Annotated in this window: 16 protein-coding genes and 1 pseudogene; 9 read left to right on the forward strand and 8 right to left on the reverse strand. The window is 55.3% G+C overall.

Annotation, left to right across the window (positions count from 1 at the left end):
- Positions 1-13: 13 nt before the first annotated feature.
- From VF639_RS17270 to VF639_RS17285, 4 genes and pseudogenes are all read left to right on the forward strand, one after another.
- Positions 14-1249 (forward strand): hypothetical protein, encoded by a 1236-nt coding sequence (locus VF639_RS17270; protein ID WP_331147181.1) that lies wholly within the window; start codon positions 14-16, stop codon positions 1247-1249.
- 50 nt (positions 1250-1299) lie between these two features.
- Positions 1300-2058, forward strand: a pseudogene (locus tag VF639_RS17275) (YwqG family protein).
- A 215-nt stretch (positions 2059-2273) separates the two neighbouring features.
- On the forward strand, positions 2274-2471 hold the full coding sequence (locus VF639_RS17280) for a GldL-related protein (RefSeq protein ID WP_331147182.1): 198 nt from the start codon (positions 2274-2276) through the stop codon (positions 2469-2471).
- Positions 2472-2557: 86 nt separating this feature from the next.
- Entirely contained in the window at positions 2558-3061 is a 504-nt protein-coding gene (locus tag VF639_RS17285; RefSeq protein WP_331147183.1) for a vitamin K epoxide reductase family protein, read from the forward strand.
- A gap of 84 nt (positions 3062-3145) precedes the next feature.
- Here VF639_RS17285 and VF639_RS17290 read toward each other — a convergent pair whose 3' ends face one another.
- Complete coding sequence (locus VF639_RS17290; RefSeq protein WP_331147184.1) at positions 3146-4693, reverse strand: rhomboid family intramembrane serine protease; 1548 nt, start codon at positions 4691-4693, stop codon at positions 3146-3148.
- A gap of 194 nt (positions 4694-4887) precedes the next feature.
- Positions 4888-6141 carry a TCR/Tet family MFS transporter gene (locus VF639_RS17295; RefSeq protein WP_331147185.1) on the reverse strand — a complete coding sequence of 418 codons (1254 nt, stop codon included), beginning with the start codon at positions 6139-6141 and terminating at the stop codon, positions 4888-4890.
- 258 nt (positions 6142-6399) lie between these two features.
- On the opposite strand from VF639_RS17295, the gene VF639_RS17300 reads away from it, so the two are divergent.
- Positions 6400-7074 (forward strand): zinc ribbon domain-containing protein, encoded by a 675-nt coding sequence (locus VF639_RS17300; protein WP_331147186.1) that lies wholly within the window; start codon positions 6400-6402, stop codon positions 7072-7074.
- A 173-nt stretch (positions 7075-7247) separates the two neighbouring features.
- Here VF639_RS17300 and VF639_RS17305 read toward each other — a convergent pair whose 3' ends face one another.
- Entirely contained in the window at positions 7248-10901 is a 3654-nt protein-coding gene (locus VF639_RS17305; RefSeq protein WP_331147187.1) for a UvrD-helicase domain-containing protein, read from the reverse strand.
- 51 nt (positions 10902-10952) lie between these two features.
- Here VF639_RS17305 and VF639_RS17310 point away from each other — a divergent pair, with 51 nt between their 5' ends.
- The gene (locus VF639_RS17310) at positions 10953-11666 is read left to right on the forward strand and encodes a hypothetical protein (RefSeq protein ID WP_331147188.1); all 714 of its coding nucleotides are present in this window, start codon (positions 10953-10955) and stop codon (positions 11664-11666) included.
- 6 nt (positions 11667-11672) lie between these two features.
- Here the strand turns inward: VF639_RS17310 and VF639_RS17315 are convergent, their stop codons facing one another.
- Positions 11673-12083: an acyl-CoA thioesterase gene (locus VF639_RS17315; protein WP_331147189.1), complete on the reverse strand. Its 411-nt coding sequence runs from the start codon at positions 12081-12083 to the stop codon at positions 11673-11675.
- Positions 12084-12340: 257 nt separating this feature from the next.
- Between VF639_RS17315 and VF639_RS17320 the strand changes: the two genes are divergently transcribed.
- Both VF639_RS17320 and VF639_RS17325 read left to right on the forward strand, forming a co-directional pair.
- Positions 12341-12532 carry a cold-shock protein gene (locus VF639_RS17320; protein ID WP_022824769.1) on the forward strand — a complete coding sequence of 64 codons (192 nt, stop codon included), beginning with the start codon at positions 12341-12343 and terminating at the stop codon, positions 12530-12532.
- 595 nt (positions 12533-13127) lie between these two features.
- Positions 13128-15002 carry a DEAD/DEAH box helicase gene (locus tag VF639_RS17325; RefSeq protein ID WP_331147190.1) on the forward strand — a complete coding sequence of 625 codons (1875 nt, stop codon included), beginning with the start codon at positions 13128-13130 and terminating at the stop codon, positions 15000-15002.
- 152 nt (positions 15003-15154) lie between these two features.
- Here the strand turns inward: VF639_RS17325 and VF639_RS17330 are convergent, their stop codons facing one another.
- From VF639_RS17330 to VF639_RS17340, 3 genes are all read right to left on the reverse strand, one after another.
- The gene (locus VF639_RS17330; protein ID WP_331147191.1) at positions 15155-15598 is read right to left on the reverse strand and encodes a PA2169 family four-helix-bundle protein; all 444 of its coding nucleotides are present in this window, start codon (positions 15596-15598) and stop codon (positions 15155-15157) included.
- A gap of 175 nt (positions 15599-15773) precedes the next feature.
- Entirely contained in the window at positions 15774-17045 is a 1272-nt protein-coding gene (locus VF639_RS17335; RefSeq protein ID WP_331147192.1) for a BaiN/RdsA family NAD(P)/FAD-dependent oxidoreductase, read from the reverse strand.
- A 210-nt stretch (positions 17046-17255) separates the two neighbouring features.
- A complete protein-coding gene (locus VF639_RS17340) occupies positions 17256-18116 on the reverse strand; it encodes a Rossmann-fold NAD(P)-binding domain-containing protein (RefSeq protein WP_331147193.1) in 861 nt (286 codons plus the stop codon).
- A 400-nt stretch (positions 18117-18516) separates the two neighbouring features.
- Here VF639_RS17340 and VF639_RS17345 point away from each other — a divergent pair, with 400 nt between their 5' ends.
- Complete coding sequence (locus VF639_RS17345; protein ID WP_331147194.1) at positions 18517-19389, forward strand: SDR family oxidoreductase; 873 nt, start codon at positions 18517-18519, stop codon at positions 19387-19389.
- 51 nt (positions 19390-19440) lie between these two features.
- Here VF639_RS17345 and VF639_RS17350 read toward each other — a convergent pair whose 3' ends face one another.
- Positions 19441-20313, reverse strand: a complete 873-nt coding sequence (locus VF639_RS17350; protein WP_331147195.1) for a LysM peptidoglycan-binding domain-containing protein — start codon at positions 20311-20313, stop codon at positions 19441-19443.
- Positions 20314-20461 lie beyond the last annotated feature (148 nt).

Genomic DNA, 20461 nt, shown 5'->3' on the forward strand with positions numbered 1-20461 from the left:
GGTGGTTGCATCTATGAACACTTCAAGGGCGTACGCAAGTGCCATCCTAATCAGCCTGTTAAGCTTGGTCCTGTTTTGCTGCAACCAAAGCCCACCCGCCACCGAAACCGCCACCGCCCCGACCACGCCTATCGATACCACAGCTCAGCCACTCGTGCCACCGCCTGCGCCGCCCGCCGATACCACCGACTGGATGGCATACCAGCAGTTGCGCCCTGCGCCGGCCGATACCACCTTGCTTATCAACGGCCAGCGCTATAGACTGTTAGTGACGGCAAGAGCTGATTCCAGTCACAAGCTTTCATATATCCCCGTCGGGCAGGCCGGAACAGCCTTAGCGGCCGATAGTATCAAGTCGGGCCCGACGGAAGAAAGAGCCGGGGTGGATTTAAAGCTTGCTTTCACTTTGCTCGATGCGCGAGGCAAACGGCTGTTTCGTCGTGAGTTGCGAAAGAAAGATTTCAACAAAGAGGTTGATCCTGATATTTTGGTGAGAAGCGAACCGGAGCAACCAGTATTTCTCGGCTACAATCCGGCGTTAGGGGGCTTTGGTTTCCAGCTAACTTTCGTGATTCCAGAAAGCGACGTAGGAAGCTATATGTTTCTGCTGCTGGGACTAGATGGCCAGGTGCTGGAATTGTCGCGCAGCAACGAACTGGCAGTTGACGCAGCGGACTGCAAGCCCCGTTTTGCGCCCAACGGTCAGGTCGCGCTGACTTGCGCTAAACTACTGCGACCCGGCCGTCCACCTTTGACTCTGCTCAAACCTAAGTCAAATCTGGTATCAGCAGCTTTCCTCTCCGATACTACGTTGCTCACCGTTTATGCCTACGGCGAATATCGAAAAGAATACGGTCCTGATAGCTCGCTTCAGTCGACGCAATTTGTAGAGCCGCCAAAGATGCGGGCCGCACCTAATGCCTTCATTCTGAACCTGCGTGGTCAGCCGCTTACTCGTTTCCGCTACGAAGGCTATAACACTGAGCTAGGGTATAGTGTACCTTACAGCTATGCGCCTCAAAATTACACCTACTATCTGTTGGACGAGAACCGGGGCCTCCGGCTAATCAACAAGCACAACCCCGCCTTAACGCGGGAAGTGCGGTTCCAGCAGATGACTCGTTTCAAACCGCCCCAAAAGCCTCGGGAAGTGCGTTTTCAGATACAGGGAATGGAGGATAAGCTGGAATTCTACGCCGACCAGGACCACCCGGAGCAACTGCGCTACCGGAAGGTAGCAGTTCAGTAAGAAGCGCTATACTTGTTGCAGCCTGTTTCCAAGATTTAGCATCTCTCCCCATGATTCCGGATTTTCTGGCGCCCTATGCCGCCCAATTAGAGCAGTACAAGTTGGAGAGTATTAAAATCGAGGCCACGCCGCTGGCCGCCAACCAAACTGCTTCCGCCGCCAGCAAGTTTGGCGGGTTGCCGCACTTGCCGCTCGCCATACCCTATCCGATTGATGAAGCCGGACGTCCGCTGCTGTTGTTAGCGCAGATTAATCTACAGGAGCTACCTAAAAATAGCTTATTGCCGGCCACAGGGCTGCTGCAATTCTACATATCGGCTTTCGATTGCTTTGATACAGAGGAATCAAAAGTATTGTATCTCAGCCTTGAGCAATTAGAAACGAATATTCGAGACGACTACCAATTCTTGCCTCCAACGCACTATGAGGATAGCCCGGTCTACTGTGGGCATGCACTCGCCTTCGCTAGTACCACAGAATATGGAGCAATGGAAGACTATCGATTTAACCTGCGCTTTAACGGGTTGGATAGCCACGAATATGCTGAGACATAGCCCGAGGCCGAAAAAGAAGCTTTCGAAAAGCTGTTGTCGGGAACCGGCCATAAACTAGGTGGCTATGCCTTCTTCACGCACGGTGACCCACATCAATATCAAGCTGAACCCACCAAAGACGTGCAGCTACTGCAAATTGATGTCGATGAAGAAATTATGTTCGGAGACTCGGGCGTGGCGCATTTCTTTATCAACGAGCAGGCGCTAAAAGATGGCCGGTTTGAAGAGGCCTATTTTTATTGGGACTGTTGCTGAATAAGGTAAGTTATGGAATGGCCGCGTAGCGGCTCCAGGTTTGTAGAAACCAAGCACAACGTTGTTCCGCGCCGCGTAGCGGTGTCAGAAACACCTGCCGATCTGGCACCGCTACGCGGCGCGTTGTGCTTTTGGCCGCGGTAAGCTACAAACCTGAAGCCGCTACGCGGCCATTTGGGTTGAGTTAGGTGGAGAGTACCCATAGTTAACTACGCATGAAAGCCAAGCACGCGCTACTTCTATTTGTATTGGGTTTGTGTACCAACCTCGTGGGTGCCTTGTTCAAGATTCAGCACTGGCGCGGTGCCGATATCCTATTGATTATGGGCAGCTTGTTGGAGGTAATGGGCATCCTTCTGTTTACTTACAAGCTGCTCACGCATCCCAAAGTAAAAGAGTTTCTGAACAGGTAGCAGGTCCGGCCACTTAAGCTCCACCTTAACTCAGCCACAGCCATTGTCGTACCCTTTTGCAGTCCTCCACTGCAAAATCGGCTTCGATGAATCCCACTGAACTTAGCTACGAACTTCGCAACGGCCAAAGCGCCGACCTCACCCGCCGCCGCTGGATAATCGGTCTTTCCATCCTCGGGGTGGCCGCGGGTCAGATAGTAAGCCTCTACCAAACCGGCATCATCAAGCACCTGCCCGACCCACCCGTCGGCCCCTTCGACTCCGACAAAGTAGATGCCTCCGACTACGCCTACAAGCGCGCTAGCACGCCCGACGCGTTGCCCATGATGGTCACCTACGGCCTCACCGCCTGCCTGGCCGGCGCCGGCGGCCTGCGCCGCGCCTCGCAGCAGCCAGCCTTGCCCGTGGCTATGGGCATCAAAACCCTGTTCGACACCCTGACTACGGTGAAGCTTGGCCAGGAAGAGTGGCAGGAAAACAAGGCGCTGTGCTTCTACTGCCAAGTGGCTACGGTAGCTTCCGTAGCCTCTCTCGCATTAGCCGTACCAGAAGCGGTAAAAGGCTTCAAGAAGCTGATCGGCAAGGATTAGATAGCTGTGCAACAGGTAATAGGGCGGCGCCTGCCGAAGCAAATCAGGGCTTCGGCAGGCGCTTGCTTATGACAGTAGTTACTGTCACAACCGGCTGCTGATTTCAGCTGCTTTGTAGGTTTTCCACCACAAACCCAGCAGAATACCGCCTAACAAGCCACCTAGGTGACCTGCATTATCGGTGGCGGGAGAGAAAAAGCCGATTGCCAGCCCTGGAAGTCCAAACAGCACTGCTAAAACTAGAAACTCTGCTCGTTCGTCGGAAGCCGCCTGGCGGACGAGGCCCAGCATCAACCCAATCAACCCAAAAATAGCGCCGGAAGCCCCAACGCTGACCATTTCAGGAGCCCAGGCCAAGCTCGCAAACGTCCCGGCTATACCAGTCAGCAAGTAGGCTATGGCAAAACGGCCAGAGCCCAGCTGGGGCTCCAAAAAATAGCCAACTGTGCTTAAGCCAATCAAGTTATAAAGAATATGCACGAAGCCACCATGCAGAAACATAGGGGCAACCAGTCGCCAGTATTCACCTGCCCGTACCAGGGGGCCATAACTGCCACCCCAGGCCAATAAATCGGCGGTGCGGAAGTTCAAGCCACCCAACCGGATGACCATGGCCAGATACACCACAAGATTGAAGAATACGAGGAGTGGAGTAGCCCGAAAACGAGGATTTTCGCGCAAAAACACCGTGGCTTGTTCCCACAAGCCTGGCGTGGAATTACCCCGTTGCCATTGCTCCACTGCCGTAGGGGAGAGCTGCGGAAACAGCATCATCAGCAAATAAACACCCCAACCCACTTCAAGAGCCCAGGCCAGATGGCGTCGTGGAGCCTCGGCACGGGCCGCGAAGGAACCATGCTCCGGTTGCAGCACGATGTACGGCGTGGCAGCGGCCACCTGCAAAGGACTTTTCAACACGGCCTGCTGAAATTCCCGACCATCATCCCGGCCGCTCACGCGGGTCAGGTAAGTGAATCTTGTTAGGTCTTGCTCATTAAATTTGTTTTGGCTCCTTTGTAAGAAGCTCTGCAATTCCTTTTCCTTCTGCGCATTGGAAAGGCGGCTGCTGATTTGATGCCTGAAGGGGAGCCCGAGCCAAGCCGCCACAGCAGTTGTATCAGTGGGAGCAGGCAGTAGCGGACAGGCTACGTACAGCTCGAAATTCACGTATTCGTCGTGCTTGCCGGAGGAGGTGACGGTGGTGTAGGCACCGGCGTGTTGGCGGTCAGGGTAGCACTCGCGCAGAGTGAAGTAATAGGTATCGGCGGATTGCTGTGGTAGTTCCCGTACGCTGCGAAGAGCAGTAAGGAGCCCGGTGCTAGCCTGCACATAGTCCAGCAGAAACAGGCTGGAGAAACCTACGGCTACCATTGGCACCATGTAATAAAGAGTAACCCATCGGTCGTCAGAGCCGCGCCACAGCAGGTGCAGCCGCCGATATAGCAGTGGCAAAAGGCCCACGATACTCAACCCCAAAATGCCGGCCAGCAGTTGACTGGAGCTAGGATCAAACAGTGCTAGGCGCACCGTTAGCAGCCAGTAGCCTCCCGCAATCAGCAGCATTAGCAGGCTGCCAAGCGCCAATACGGGAAGAAAAATAAGGTGGAGCTTGCCTCTGAAATTTGCCAGCATAAAATACCATCAGATAAGAATAGAGCCGTAATGTCGGCGAAGGTAGCTTCTGAGGCAGTGAACTACAAGTAAGTGAAGTACACAGTGCCGAACCCTCACCAGCAACTCCCCCGGCTGTATCGGCTGCCGGGGGCACGGAATATGACGTTGCGAGAATGGCGTAGTCGAACAGCGCGGTGGCACGCAAGCCTAGTCTACTCGGTGGCAGGGGCAGCCGTTGGCGCCTCATAGGTGCTTAAGGAGCGCATAGCCAGCAGCAAGCTGCCCACTGTAAGCACAGCGCCGGTCAGGAAAGGTGCCCCCGGAAAATGAAAAGGGGCCTGTAAGCCAGTGAAGTAGGAAAATAGATTGGTCATCAGGGGTGGCCCTACAATGGCGGTGAGGCTAACCAGGCTGGTGAGGGCGCCTTGCAATTCGCCCTGCTCGGTAGGGGGCACCTGCCCCGACATGATGCCCTGCAACGCCGGCCCCGCAATACCGCCGAGGCAGTAGGGCACTAGAAAGGCAAACATAAACCAGCCCGTTGGGGCAAAGGCAAACAGCAGAAAGCCCACGGCATAAAAACCCAATCCCAAAACCACAGACCGGGTTGGGCCTAGCTTTGGGTTAAGAAAGCGAATCAGCACGCCTTGCACCAACGCCGTCAGCAGGCCAATCACGCCTAGTGAATAGCCCACCCAAGCCTCGTTCCAGTGAAACTTGTACATCGTATAATACGACCAAGTGCTCTGTGTAGCGTGTGCCGCTATGTACACCAGCGTCAGCGAACCTACCAGACCTAAAATGACGGGGTAGCGGCGTAACAACTGCAACGAGCCTATTGGGTTGGCCCGCCGTAGGTCAAAGGGACGTCGGCTCTCTTTGGCCAGCGACTCGGGCAGTACAAAAAAGCCGTAGAGCCAGTTGAGCAGCGTCAGGCCGGCCGCCACTAGAAACGGCACGTTCGGCCCAAATTGCCCTAGTGTTCCCCCAATTACCGGCCCGATAATAAAGCCTAAGCCAAAAGCGGCGCCAATCAAACCAAAGTTCTTAGCCCGGTTTTCAGGCGTACTGATGTCGGCGATGTAGGCGCCGGCCGTGGTGAAGCTGGCCCCGGTGACTCCCGCAATCATGCGGCCCATAAACAGCCACGCTATGCTCGGCGCAAAAGCCAGAAACAAATAGTCGAGGCCGAAACCGAACAGGGCCACTAGCAGCACTGGTCGCCGCCCGTATTTATCGGATAGATTACCGAGCACGGGCGAAAACAGAAACTGCATCCCGGCAAACGCAAAGCCCATCCAGCCCCCGTAGCGCGCCGCGCTGCTGATTGGCTCGCCGGTTAGGTGGGTGATAAGCTTGGGCAGCACCGGAATGATGATGCCGAAGCCAATAACATCGAGAAGGAGCGTAATAAATATGAAGATTAATGCAGGCTTCCGGGCCGATACAGTAGGAGTTTCCAGCATAACAACGAAGAGCTTTAAAGAGGCAAAGGTACTGGCTTCACCACAGCAGGTTGCAAATACGGCGGCGCTATGAAATTAAATCCCTATTTAGCTTATCAGTAGCGGCATTCTGTTTTAGCTTCCCCAATCCTGCGTTCTTCTTAATAAGCAGCACGCTGCGGCTACGGCAGTTAGATTAAAAACCCAAGCTATATCACCCTACTGCTTCACACACAACCAACCCGCATCAAACGTATTTAACTCTATAATACCTGTACTATGTTGTTTTTCTTCGGCACCGGCAATTCACGTGTGAACACCGTGCCTTTGCCCGACCTCGCCTGTGTGCACTGCGGCACCGTCAATTCGCTGACCAGCACTGTCTTTTCGCGCTATTTTCACTTGTTCTGGATTCCAGCTTTCCCAATAGGGAAAACCAGTGTTACAGTATGCCAGCACTGCAAGCAAACCCTGACGACTCGCGAAATGCCCGCGGCCTATCAAGTTCCCGTACGAGCCATTCAAACCCAAGCCCGCACGCCGCTTACCAACTTTGCCCTGCTGATACTCCTCGGAGTGGCCGTTGTATTCATAGTTATAGTCGGGCGGACAAGCCCGGGTACTAGTTCCAGCAAGTCGTCGGCGGCCAACCGTGTCGCCGCTACGGGCAGTGCCGAAAACAACTTTCGCGACGAGCTAGTGGAAGTAGGAGCCCGCTATCGGTTCAAAGCAAGTGACGATAGCCGCAGCTACGGTCTTGTACAAGTCACGAAGATTACCCCCGATAGTGTGTATTACAGCATGACGAATGTTCTTGGGGGAGAATTATCGGATGCCTCTGCTACAGTGGCCCTGCGCGATTCACTATCCACAGTCATTCCTATCAACGTCGTAGCGAAACTTCAGTGGCACTACGCAACTACTGGCCAAGGCATGTTTAAGCGTCTCGATTAAGACAAATAAAACCTTGCCGTATAGATGCTAATAGTACAAAAGGGTCGTGCAATGTGAGAGCCAGGCACAACCCATTTGTTTTTGCGCAAGGTTGTCGCAGAGCCGAAAATGCTGGATACCTACGATTCCTTCATTGCACCATTAGCCTCACCCGTTCGTTGATTCCTCACCCATCAGAATACTACCACTTCCTCCGTACCAAAGTAGTACAGTACACATTCCACTTGCTCGTAGCCAAGCTGCCGAAACAGCTGCGCGTACTGCTGCAAGGGCCGACGATGATGCGGTTGTGGCGGCGGTACTTTAAAATCAACCAAGGTTACGCGGGTGCTAGCGCGGCCGGTAGCCAGAGCCGCCGTACCAAATACCACCCGGTCGGGTTTGTAGTCGCGCCGTTTCACGCCACCTACCAGAATCTCGCGTTCTGTTTCCACCGATACTTGAGTACTAAAATAATGCGCCAGTTGCGGATGCTCTACCACTTTATGCAGGCGGTCTTCCAAAGCAGGCCGCTCCCGGCCACTGATTAGGCCTTCCGCCACTAGCTGCCGGGCTACGCGCTCCACATCGGTAGCTAGCACCAAGCGGCGTAACCCATAGTGCAGCTTGCGGTTCCACTCGCCTAGCCGCTCCTGCTCATCGAAGTCGAAAACGGTATTGGCGTGCCGCCGTAGCCGCAGCCGCTCTTCCCAAGGCGCGGTTTCTAGGTTCGATAGCAGGTAATTGTCGGTTGTCGGTTGTTGCTGATTAATTGTTGAAGGGGCAAAGCTGCCTTCCGAGAGAACAAACGACACTTGCTCGTCCTGCCAACGGTTGTGGTGGCGCAGGTAGCTATGGAGCAGTTCGGCCACGTTGCGAGCGGAACTGCCCGCTGCGTCAGAAGCGGTATCGGCGGCATCCGCAGTACTGGTTTTGCGGCCGGCTTCGGGGCGTTTGGTGATGATGTAGAGGCGGTGCCGCGGCCGGGTGAAAGCCACGTACAGCATGTTCAGGCCCTCCAGGAATGTCTTTTCGCGCTCCTCGGTGTACTGGTCGGCCAGGGCCGTACGGGTGAGGGCCTTCGTGAGTGGTACCACGGCCACGGCGGGCATTTCGGCCACCGGTTTATCGTCCTCCGTCAGCCGCCCCCACAGCAAGGTCGCCCGGAAAGGCTCCAGGCTCCAATCCGCAAACGGCACAATCACCACGCCGTAGGCCAAGCCCTTCGCTTTGTGCACGGTCGTAATAGTAATGGCGTCGCGGCCGGCGGGGGCGTTGATGCTGAGCGCGCTCTTGCGCTGGTCCCAATAGGCTAGGAAGTTGTTGAGGTTGTTGCCGAAGCGCAAACTGTATTCCAGAGTCAAATCCAGGAAGCGGAACAGGTATTCACTTTCGCCGTTGCGGCCGAGCAACCCAAACAGCCCAATTAGCCGCTCGGTTAACTCATAAAGGCCTAGATTGCCGGTTTCCTGCTCCCGTAAGTCGTAGCCTAGCGCCCGGAACTCGTCGTAGAAGTCGGCCGCATGTTCGGCATTGGCCAGGGTGGCAATACGCCGGGCCCGGTCCGGGGTGGGGGCCAGCCGCCGCACCACCTTATCGAGCAGCAATAGGGCCTCGGCCCGCGCCAGCGTGTCGGCCGGCTGGTTGAACACCCGAAAAACGGCCACCAGCAAGTTCACTACCTCCGCAAACTCCAACGACAGCGAATCGGCGGAGATAATGTCGTAGCCGCGCTCCTTCAGGAACTTAGCCACCAGCCGACTCCCCCGCCGCCGCCGACTAAGCACGGCAATATCGCGCAGCTGAAACCCGTCGCGCAACGCCTGCTCCACCAGCGCCAGTGTGAGGTAGAGCGTACTTTCGTCGTAATCGAGGCTAGCACTGGCGGGGTAGCCGGGCAGCACTTCATTGCCATACGCGCGGTGGTCTGCATCATACAACCGCGCCGGCGCGTCGTCCTGCGTGAAAAGAATTTCCACGTGCCCCACCTCTCCCTTGACCTCCCCTCTAGCGTTGACCTCCGCCCCTAGCCCCCTCTCCTCAGGAGAGGAAGGACTAGCTTTAGCTTCTTTTTTTAACTCTAAATCAAAGTCGGTGCTTCTGGTAATGTCAAACTCCTCAGGAGTATAGCTAGCACTAGTTTCTAGCGCTGGTTCCTCCTCTCCTGAGGAGAGGGGGCTAAGGGGCGAGGGCAACGCTAGGGGGGAGGTTCCGCCCGGTACCGTTTGCTGAAATTCCTCGCCAAACAAGTCCTGCACCAACGGAAAGGCTGCGTGCATCTGCCTGATATAACTGAAGAAGCCATTGTTGAAACCCACGATTTCCGGGGCCGAGCGGTAGTTTACGTTCAGCGAAGCCGGTTCCAGAGTTTGGTCGAGCGTGACGTACCGCTCGCGCAGCAAAGCCTGCATTTCGGGGTTAGGAGCGCGGTTTATCAGTGCTTCGGTCTGGCCCTGATGCAGGCGCAGAATCTGTTCCATCTCGCCGCCTCGCCAACGGTAGATAGCCTGCTTGGCATCGCCTACGGCCAGGCTTAGGTTGTCGGTGGCCACGGCGTTTTCTACCAGCGGTAGCAGGTTGTTCCATTGCAGCACCGACGTATCCTGAAACTCGTCGATGAGCAGATGGTTGTACCGCTCGCCGAGCCGCTCGTAGAGGAAGGGCACCGGCTCGGTAAGCACAATGCTGGCAATGCGGCGGTTGAACTCGCTGATAAGCACTATGTTCCGCTCCCGGCTCACTTGGTCCACAATCTTGTTTAGCTCGCTCAGTAGCGAGGCATGAAACAGGTAGGGCTGCATAGCTGCCAGCAGCAGATAATCAGGCAGCACGGTGGCGCGCAGCTGCTCGAACTGCTCATACGCCGTTAGGAGGGCCGCCTTGGCGCTGTTCACGCGTTGGCGGTCGGCTTCGGTTTTTACTTTGCCGCTGTACCACTTGTCTTGCTCCACGGTGGCCCGCACGTAGCTGTTGGCCTCTTTCTCGGGTTGCAGGCGCTCCTCCCATTTCGTGGCGTAGCCGAAGATGCCGCTGCGGCCCTGGTACAAGTCGGTTTCCGTAACGCTAGCCGCCTCCAATGCCGCCGTAGCTTGCTCGCCTACCGCTCTGAATTCTGCTTCAATTTGCTCCTGCCGCTTGCGCATCGTTTCGTGTAGCCGCCGAAAATCTTGCAACGTCAGCGTCTGAAGCTGCGCCACGGCCTCGTGTACGGTTTCGTTGAACAAAAACCCGCCGAATTCCACTAGCTCGCCGGCCAGGTTGTTCCAGCTTTTGCCTTCCTCGGCCCGGCTCAACGCATATTCGCTTAGCGTGCGCGCCAGCAGCTTGGAGTTGGGGTCCCGGTTCACTTTCTCCAATAGCGCCGCCACGGCCGTTTGCAGCACGGCCTCCGTGTCCAGCTCCACCTCAAACGTGGCTGGCAAGCCCAACTCCCGAGTAAAGGCCGTCACAATGCGCTGCACAAACGAGTCAATGGTACTCACTGCAAAGTCGGCGTAGTGGTAGAGCACTAGCCGAAACGTAATCTGCGCCCGTCGCCGGATTTCCTGCTGCCGTTCCTCGGGTGTAGTAGCAAAGCGGGGCATCTTGCCTTCTTCGGCCAGTTCCGCCGCCACTTCCGCCAGCAGCGTAGCTACTTCATCCTCCTGCGGATAGGCAAACTGCCGCAGCGCCCCGATAATGCGCGCTTTCATTTCCCCCGCCGCATCGTTGGTGAAGGTAATAGCCAGTATCCGCTTGAAATAGCCGGGGTCCTCGTCACCCAACGCCAGCTTCAGGTATTCCTTGGTCAGCTGGTAGGTTTTGCCGGAGCCGGCAGAAGAAGAGTAGATGCGGAAGGTGGCGGGCATTGGACACGGAAAGTATCTTACAAAGTTCGGATTTATCCTTCTCTTCGGCTTATGAAGTACACCACAGATTTATCGGCTATCAATTGGTTGAAGCCAGCCTTCAATACCGTCGGCAGTGGCCCGGTATTGAAGGTTAGTGATATGATTCCCAACATATTTGCGTCATATACTGCTTTGCTTCCAGCAGTTGGAATTATTGAAGGTTTTCCTTTCGATGAGATAAACTTACAGGACTCATCCATTACGCAGCTCAACAAAAATGCCGCTATATGGGAGCAATACGGAACGCATAGCATTCATCGGGTACCCAATTATACGCTTACCAAATTCAAGGATTTGGCTGATCGGTTTACTATCCCTTACGACCTATCGATGGTGAAGCGACTGGAATGGGGGAAAGGAGGATTTGCCAATCAGAATGAATTCACGGCAATTAAACTGACAGCTCTACTTGAAACTTTAGCTATTGATAATCAGCTACTACTCTACATAGAAGACTACTGGCGTTGGGAAGCAGTTTATCAACTTTTGCCTTCTGCCGAGGAAGTAGTTTACTACGTCACCATAAAGGAGTTCATTGCTTTTATGGAGCAGTCTTTTTTCGATGCCACCCTTTACCTGTTCCCGCCAGACCTGAGTTGGTGTCTGTTCAATGTAGAAGATGGTTTTTGCCCAATTATTGGAACTAGCGAAGAGGTTGGAGCAGCTATTAGGTCAGAATCAAGCTTAGAAACACTTCAAACCACATGGGAAAGTGAGCTTTGACTTACCCTACACCGGCCCCCACAGCCGCGCCACCATATCCGGCGTGACCCGCGCCGGGCGCTTGGTCTGCGGGTCGAGTAGCACCCACTGGGTTTCGGCTTCGCAGAGCAGCTTGTTGTCGGCGGCGCGCTCGATGCGGACGAAGCGCTGGCTTTGGGCGCCGCGCACTTCCCCAATCCAGGTGGTGCAGCGTAGCTCGTCGTGGAGCAGGGCGGGGTGGTGGTAACGAATGCGGTGTTCCAGCACCACCCATATAAAGGAATGCCCTTCGCTCGGCGGGTAGGCAGTGTGCCAGTGCGCCGCGGCCGTATCCTGCACCCATTGCACGTACTGCACGTTGTTGGCGTGGTCTAGCTCGTCGATGTCGTGGGGTTGTACAGTGATGAGACGTGAAAAACGAAAGGCGGGCATTTCCATAGAGTAGGGGTGAGGCAGCAGATAATCAGACAAAGGAACGCAGAAAGCCTTATCCGCATAAGCTCGTCAGTATGCACCGTTCACGACATAATGACGATATAATATTGTGCCTAGACGCTACGAAGTTGGAAACTTCTTCTATCTTTGAGGCAGTTTAAGAAAAAGTGGTTTACACAGTCCAGTTGAGTACTTTCGTAAGGAGGGGAAAGCGGAGTTGAGTGCTGCTTTCCTTAAAAATCATCCATCACAAAAGTACCATGCAGACAGGAACTGTAAAATTTTTCAATGAAACCAAAGGTTTTGGTTTCATCAAAGTGGACGAGACTGGCGAAGACATCTTCGTTCACGTTACCGAGTTGATCGACGAAATCCGCGACAACGACAAGGTTCAGTTCGAAATTGCTCAAGGTCGTAAGGGCCTGAACGCCGTAAAAGTAAAGTTGGCTTAGTCCATCCACTTTTCGGATACGATTGAAAAGCAGGCTCAAAAGAGCCTGCTTTTTTTATGCCCTGTTCAATTCTACTCTGTAAGTTAAAAGACCAAGCAGCTAGTTTCTCTCAGCCTAGCAGGGGCTAGAGGTAGTTGATGCTAGTAGAACAGCTCGCGTTTATCGTGCTTCGACAAGCGGACGCCAGATCAGGTATACCGTTTAGGGTGACCAACGATTGGTCAACACTGCTTTTCTCAGTCGAGTAGGAAAACCAGCTCCTTAGCTTTCTAACTGGGTAATCGTCTGAAATAGGATTACAACTTTGAAAAGGCCGTTCTTTATCGAAAGAACAACCGCCGTATAGTAATTACGTTTAATTATCGCTACCTTTGCAGCCGCATTTGAGAACGGCCTCGTTCCGCGCAGCTTAGAGCTGCCTAGTAAAAATTGTTGGCCGGCTTTGTCTTCCGTCCGTTGCTTCCGTCACTTGTCGTTGTGAGAGAGTGGGAGAAGAGCGTCGCTGAATTTGCTGTTTTCAGAGCGTAGTGTCTCCACTCCATCAAACACAAAAATGGAAAAAGTAAGATTTGAAGAGCTTTCGCTCTCAGAAGAAATGCAACGCGCTATATCGGAAGTAGGCTACGAAGAAGCCTCCCCGATTCAGTCCGCTGCCATCCCCGTCCTGCTCGAAGGCCGCGACGTAATCGGCCAGGCGCAGACGGGTACCGGTAAAACGGCCGCTTTCGCCATTCCGGCTATCGAGAAAGTAGATACCAACTCGCGTGAGGTGCAGGCCATTGTGCTGTGCCCAACCCGCGAACTAGCGGTGCAGGTTTCCGGCGAAATTCAGAAGCTTGGCAAGTACAAGCGTGGCTTGGCCGTGGTGCCTATCTACGGCGGTAGCTCCTACGACCGGCAGTTTCGCGCCTTGGAGCGCGGTGTGCAGATTGTAATTGGTACGCCCGGCCGCGTGATGGACCACATCGAGCGTGGCACGTTGAAGCTTGAGCATTGCAAGATGATCATCCTTGATGAGGCCGACGAAATGCTGGACATGGGTTTCCGCGACGACATCGAAACGGTGCTTAAGCAGATGCCCGAGCAGCGCCAGACGGTGTTCTTCTCGGCTACCATGAGCAAGCCGATCATGGACATGACCAAGCGTTACCAGACGGATCCGCAGATCGTGAAGGTGAACCATCAGGAAATGACGGTTACCAACATCGAGCAGAGCTACTTCGAGGTGCGTGGTCCGCAGAAGAAAGATGTGCTGACCCGCCTCATCGACATGTACAACATCAAGTCGGGCATCGTCTTCGCTAACACGAAGCGCATGGTTGACGAGATTGTGGGCGACTTGCAGGCCAAAGGCTACTTCGCCGAAGGTTTGCACGGCGACATGGGCCAGCAGCAGCGCCAGAACACGCTCGACAAATTCCGCAAAGGCACCCTGGAAATCCTGGTTGCCACCGACGTAGCCGCCCGCGGCATCGACGTGGAAAACGTGGAAGTGGTAGTGAACTACGACCTGCCCGCCGACGAGGAATACTACGTGCACCGTATCGGCCGCACGGGCCGCGCCGGTAAGTTGGGCAAGGCCTTCACCTTCGTGAGTGGCCGCGACATCTACAAGCTGCGCGACATCATGCGCTTCACCAAGGCAACTATCAAGCAAGAGCGGGTGCCTTCGTTTGAGGATGTGTCGGAGGTGAAAACCACGCTCATGCTCAACTCCATCAAGGACGTCATCACCAAAGGCAACCTCGATAAGTACGTAGCCCGCGTGCAGCGCCTACTCGACCAGGATCAGGAGGATGGCATCACGTCATTGGACGTGGCCGCCGCGCTGCTGAAAATGACGATGAAGGAAGACAAGCGCGCACAGGAAAGCCTGGACGCCAGCCGCACGCAGGGCGCTGCCCGCCCCGGCTACACCCGCCTCTTCGTTACGATGGGCAAAAAAGACCAGATTCACCCCCGCGACATCGTGGATCTGATTGCCGAAAACACCGGCCTGACGGCTGCAAAAGTGGGCGACATCTCGCTCTACGACAAGTTCAGCTTCGTGGAAGTACCGTCGGAATTCACAGATGAAGTGGTTACCCAACTTGGCCGCACGAGCATCAATGGCCGCCCAGTATCCTTCAACGTGGCTACGCCACGCCAGGAAGGCGACGCGCAGCAACAAGGCGGTAGCTTCGGCGACCGGCCCCGTCGTGGTCCTGGCGGCTTCGGCGGTGGCGAGCGTCGCGAAGGTGGTTTCGGTGGTAACCGCGGTGGCAGCAGCTACGGTGGCGGCTACAAAGGCGGCAACCGCGAAGGTGGCAGCACTGGCTATGGCAGCCGCGAAGGTGGCTTCGGGGGCAACCGCGGCGGTAGCAGCTACGGCGGCAACCGGGGTGGCAGCAGCTACGGTGGCGGCAGCCGCGGTGGTAGCAGCACCTATGGCGGTGGCTACAAAGGCAAGCGCGACAACCAAGGCGACTAGAATCACGGATTTAGCCGGATTGATCGGATTTTGTGGACGATTAGAAAACAAAAAATGCTTGCCAATTGGCAAGCATTTTTTGTTTGTCGGACTTGAGAACCATCGTAGTTAATCGTCCAAAAAATCCGATAAATCCGGCTAATCTGTGATCCTTATTTAGAAGCGTCGCGCAGGGCTTTGATTTCGTTGTGGCCTTGCTGGATGCCTTGGTATTGCTTTTCAATAACAGACTTAAGCTGGCCAGGTAACTCGGCTTTCAAAGCTGTCTGGTAGGCTTTTATGGCGTAATCTTCGCCACGCTCGCACTCGTTGAGGATACTCTCGCGGCTCTTGCTGGTAACAGCAGCCTTCAGGTTGATGAACGCACGGTGAATAGTGCCGGTGATAGAGCTATCTTCTTCAGCCTTCAGGTTGAGCTGGTGCATTTGATCTTCTAGTTCCGTGAGGTAACCGTCGCGCTGCACGGCGTACTTCTTGAACACCTCTTTCAAGTCATGATCTTCAACGTCGGTGAGGGCTTCAGAATAGCCTTTTTCGCCATCTTTCAGGGTTTCGAGTAGTTCGTTGAGGACGGCTTGGGTTGCTTTAGCTTCCATGAGAAGTAGTGTTAGGTAAGGTGGTTGAACCTTACTTTACTGTGAAAGCCAATGTAGGGTTGCGGGAGGTGAAATTGTGAACTTGTAAAATGGTGAGTCTGTCGTTCAAGTGGCCGGTGCTGCGCAAATGGCGCCAATCGCGCAATCAGAGCGTTGAACTCACCATTTCACAAGTTCACAATTTCACCTCCGCGCCCATAGCCCGGCCCGCTAAATAGCCTGTCGTCCAGGCGGCTTGGAAGTTGAAGCCACCGGTGATGCCGTCAATGTCGAGGACTTCGCCGGCGAAGTAGAGGCCGGAGACGCGGCGGCTTTCCATGGTTTTCATGTTGATTTCGCCGAGTACCACACCGCCGCAGGTCACAAACTCATCTTTGTAGGTGGTTTTGCCACGAACGGGTAAGGCAGTATTGAGTAGTGCTTCGATAAGCTTGTTTTGTGGCTTCGCGGGTAGCTCGTTCCAGCGGACTTCGTCGGTGACGCCGGCTTGTTCAGTTAGAGTGCGCCACAGGCGTTGCGGCAAGCCGAACAGCGGGTTGGAGGCTACCACTTTTTTACCGTGCAACTCCCGAAACTCGCGCAGATACTGCCGCAACGAGTCTTCGGTATGCTCCGGAATCCAGTTGATAAGAGCCATGCTTTGGTAATTCAGCTCGTGTAGGCGGCGGGCCCCCCACGCCGACAGCTTAAGCACCGCCGGGCCGCTCACGCCCCAATGCGTCACCAGCACCGGGCCTTCATACTCTAGCTTCTCGCCGGCCACTCGCACCCGCACGTGCGGCACACTTACGCCCGGCAGCTCCCGCAGTGGCGACTCTGGTACGTTGAAGGTAAACAGGCTTGGTACCGGCTCCTGAATGCTGTGCCCCAAAGCTCGTAGCCAGGCATACTGCTCTGACTTAGGTGCGCCACCCGTGGCTATCAATAGCTTGCCAACCAGCATTTCACCGGCATGCGCCCCAACAAGCTGCAACCGGAATCCGCCCTGAGCCAGGGGCTCAATCTGTTCCGGAGAGGTTTGAGTGAGGATACGCACCCCGGCCTTCCGGGCCGCATCAAGCAGGCATTGGGCAATGGTTTCCGACGAGTCGGTAACGGGGAACATGCGGCCGTCGGGCTCGGTCTTGAGGCGGACGCCCCGGTTTTCAAACCAACGAATGGTGGCTTGCGCATCGAATTGGCGAAACGGTTCTTTGAGCTGTTTAGCGCCGCGTGGGTAGTGCAGCACAAGTTGGGCGGGGGTATCAGCGGCGTGGGTCACGTTGCAGCGGCCGCCCCCCGAAATGCGCACTTTGCTTAGCAGCTTACCGGTTTTCTCGATCAAGTAAACAGTCAGGTGCGGGTTGGCTTCGGCGCAGGCAATAGCCCCAAAAAAGCCCGCCGCGCCCCCCCCTAGCACAGCTACCGCGTTGTTATCTACTGTATTGTTAGGATGAATAGTACTCACTAAAGCACGGATTTTTCGAATTCAACTAATCAGGCAGACTCTATTAAGGCTGCTGGCTGCCGACCAGCAGCAACACCCCGCAATCATTCTCCATAGAGCAAAAGCTTGCTGCCGCCTCAATCGTTCCTAAAGCGTTGCCAGCGCTGCCATTTCAGCAAGTTGCGCCATCCACAAAATCCGCTCAATCCGTTTAATCCGAAAAATCCGTGATCAGCAATACGCCAGGGCCGCTACCAAATCATCGTGCCGGAAGCGGTAGGCGGTGGTTTGGCGCAGCAACGTGGTATCTATAGTTTTACCGCTGGCAGTCATTATTTCGTTGCAGAAGGTGGGTGCTTCCAGGCCTAAATGGGCTGCAGCGGCAGGATAGAAGTCGCGGCGAGCCGGGTGGTGGGCAGCGCAGGCATTGAAGGTATAACCCCACACTTTTTCTTGAATGATATGCCGTAGCAAGCCCACGCAATCATCGAGGTGAATAAGATTAACGGGCGCGCTGCCTTGCTTTAGCTCGTGCCGCCCCGCCAGAAAGCGGCCGGGTGGTCGTTCGGGACCTATCAGGCCGCCGAGCCGCACCACGGTGGTGAGCCACTGTCCGCGCCGAGGCGTAAACTGCCCTTCAGCTCGCAGCAGGTCGGAGGGCGCATCGGGCGAGGAGAGGGCATCAGCTTCGCGCATGGCGCGGGGCTCGTCGGGGTACACGCCGGTGGAGCTGACAAACAGCACATGGCGTACGCCACACGCCGCTACGGCCGCTCCCACGGGCCGGAGCAGCGCCGGATACGCGCCAGCGGCTGCGGCACGAGGTGGCACGTTTAGTACCAGCACATCAGCTTCGTGCAACATGGCGTGCAGGGAATCGGCATCGATTTGACTGAACTCCGGACCAAGGCGCAGCAAATACGGCCGGATACCGGCGTCGCGGAGGGTGAGGAGCTGCGTGGGAGTGGTGGTAGAACCGTTTACGGTGTAGCCATCGGCAACGAGGGCTTGAGCCAGAGGTAGCCCTAACCAGCCACAGCCCAAAATGGCAATGGTTGAAGTCGAAGAAGAAGCGGAAGATTTCGTAGTCATGCGGGGTAAAGGTGGGAAAATTTCTTTCGCGTCTAAACTCATCCTAGCCAGCCACTGCGTCGGCACCAACAGGAGCGGCTATGTTAGGAGTTTTTTTGAACTTGCTCGCCTTTAATATCTTGAAAACCAAATTATATACTTTGATTCGCTAGCTAAGCGCACGGCATTGAATACAAAATAGCTAGCTCATGGTTTGTTGATGAGCTGTGGCAGCAGTTATGCCGGATACTTTGCTCAGGTTGGATGCGGCCCGTGCCTAATCAGCAGACAAAGGTGACAACAGAAAGTACTTTACTGGAATAAGCAGTTTATTTGAGCGGCGAAAACAGCTGCTACTGCCGGTAGCCAAGCTGTGAGCTGTTGCCCCTATACTTTTCAATTCCCACCCCATTCTTTCCCCATGTCTGCTCCCTACGCTCAACCCATGCTTCGCGACAACGCACTCCAAGGTAAAACCATCGTCGTGACCGGCGGCGGCACCGGCCTTGGGCGCGCCATGACCACTTACTTCATGCAGCTTGGCGCCAATGTGGTCATCAGCAGCCGCAAGCTCGACGTGCTGGAAAAAACCGCCGAAGAGCTGCGCCAGCAAACCGGCGGCAGTATATTGGCAGTGCAGTGCGACGTGCGCAAGTACGACGAAGTAGAGGCCCTGCTTGAAAAAACCATCAGCACCTTCGGCGGGGTTGATGTGCTGCTCAACAACGCGGCCGGCAACTTCATCAGTCCCACTGAGCGCCTGAGCCACAAGGCTTTCGATGTGATTGTGGACATCGTGCTACGTGGTTCTTACAACTGCACCCTGGCTTTTGGCAAGCGGTGGATAGCCGACAAGAAGCCTGGTACTATTCTCAACATCGTCACCACGTATGCCTCTGTGGGCTCGGCTTACGTGGTGCCCTCAGCGGCTGCTAAAGCTGGCGTGCTGGCCATGACCCGGTCCCTGGCTGTAGAGTGGGCCAAATACGGTATCCGCTCCAACGCCATTGCCCCCGGTCCATTCCCAACCGAAGGCGCCTGGAGCCGCCTTTTCCCCGAGCCCCTGGCCAAAAAGCTCGACCCCGCCGGCAGCGTCCCGCTCAAGCGCGTCGGTGACCACCAGGAACTTGCCAACCTGGCCGCTTACATGGTATCCGATTTCGCTGCCTACATGAACGGAGAAGTAGTAACCCTGGACGGTGGCGAGTGGCTAAACGGTGCCGGCGAGTTCAACAAGCTCGAAGCCATTCCGGCCCCCATGTGGGATGAAATAGAGAAAGCAATGAGAAGATAGGTTGCTTGTTGATTGCTGCAATCAACAAGCAACAAGCAGCAATCAATCTATTTACAGTTTATACTCCGGGTAGTCCTTGGTGAATTCGGCGGGTGGAATGGGCTGATTGGCGACAATGTCGCTGAACTCAAACTTTTCAAATAAGCCTTTATCATCAACCACCTGCACAACCATGGGAAGCATCAGCTTTTGGTCGATGCAGACGAGGCAGCGGCGGCCGTAGCCATTCGGTACTTGCAGCGTTTTGCCGGCGGCAATAGCTTCGTTGGGGGCTAGGTGGTTGCGCTCCATCACGCGGTACTCGCCGCAGCCAAATTTGGCGGCCACGCGAGCGGGAGTATCGCCCGCCACTGTGGTGTAGGCTACGTAGCGAAACTGCGGAAACTCGGAGCGAAGCAAGTAACAAGCCCGGCCGGCCACGATAGAGTCGCCGGTATAGCGGAAGGTATGCTCGAAGCTCCGGTCGCGGCGCTGGTCGGAGCCTTTAATGAGGTCGGAGACGAGGCCGTAACCCGCGTCAAGGGCGCTGTGGTGCTGGTTGCGGCGCATAATGGAGCCGTTGGGGTCGAGACTGAGCGTTACGTAAGGAAAGCTGTTGGGGTATACCCATGCGTCGCCGTCGTTTTGCCCCGCCACCCATAGTACCTCAATGCCCTTGATATTATTCTTAAGATATACCCGTTGCGGACTAAAGGTCAGCTTCATGGTGGTGCGGGCCTGCTGATACTTGCCACTGCTGAGGCGTTCCTGAGCACGCACGTTGCAACGCAGCGTCTTCAGATTTTCAATACTGCTCGTGAGGCGGGCTAGTAGCTGCTCGGTGGTAATAGGGGCGGCGACGGGATTTTCGGAGGACCCGAAAGCGGCCCCTAAAGCCACCGCCGTCAGGGGTAAGAAGGCGAAAAGCCTAAAAAAACGCATCATAAAACAGATAATCGGAAGCAGGAATAAGTCCAGCGGCCCGCCTCGTACATAAACCGGGCCGGGGAGCGGAAATGATGACTTAGTGATTTAGTGAGTCTGAGGTTCCGCTGGCGCTATTTGCACAAATCTGCGCATCAAACTCACTAAG

The sequence above is a fragment of the Hymenobacter sp. genome, from assembly GCF_036387835.1.
GTDB lineage: Bacteria > Bacteroidota > Bacteroidia > Cytophagales > Hymenobacteraceae > Hymenobacter.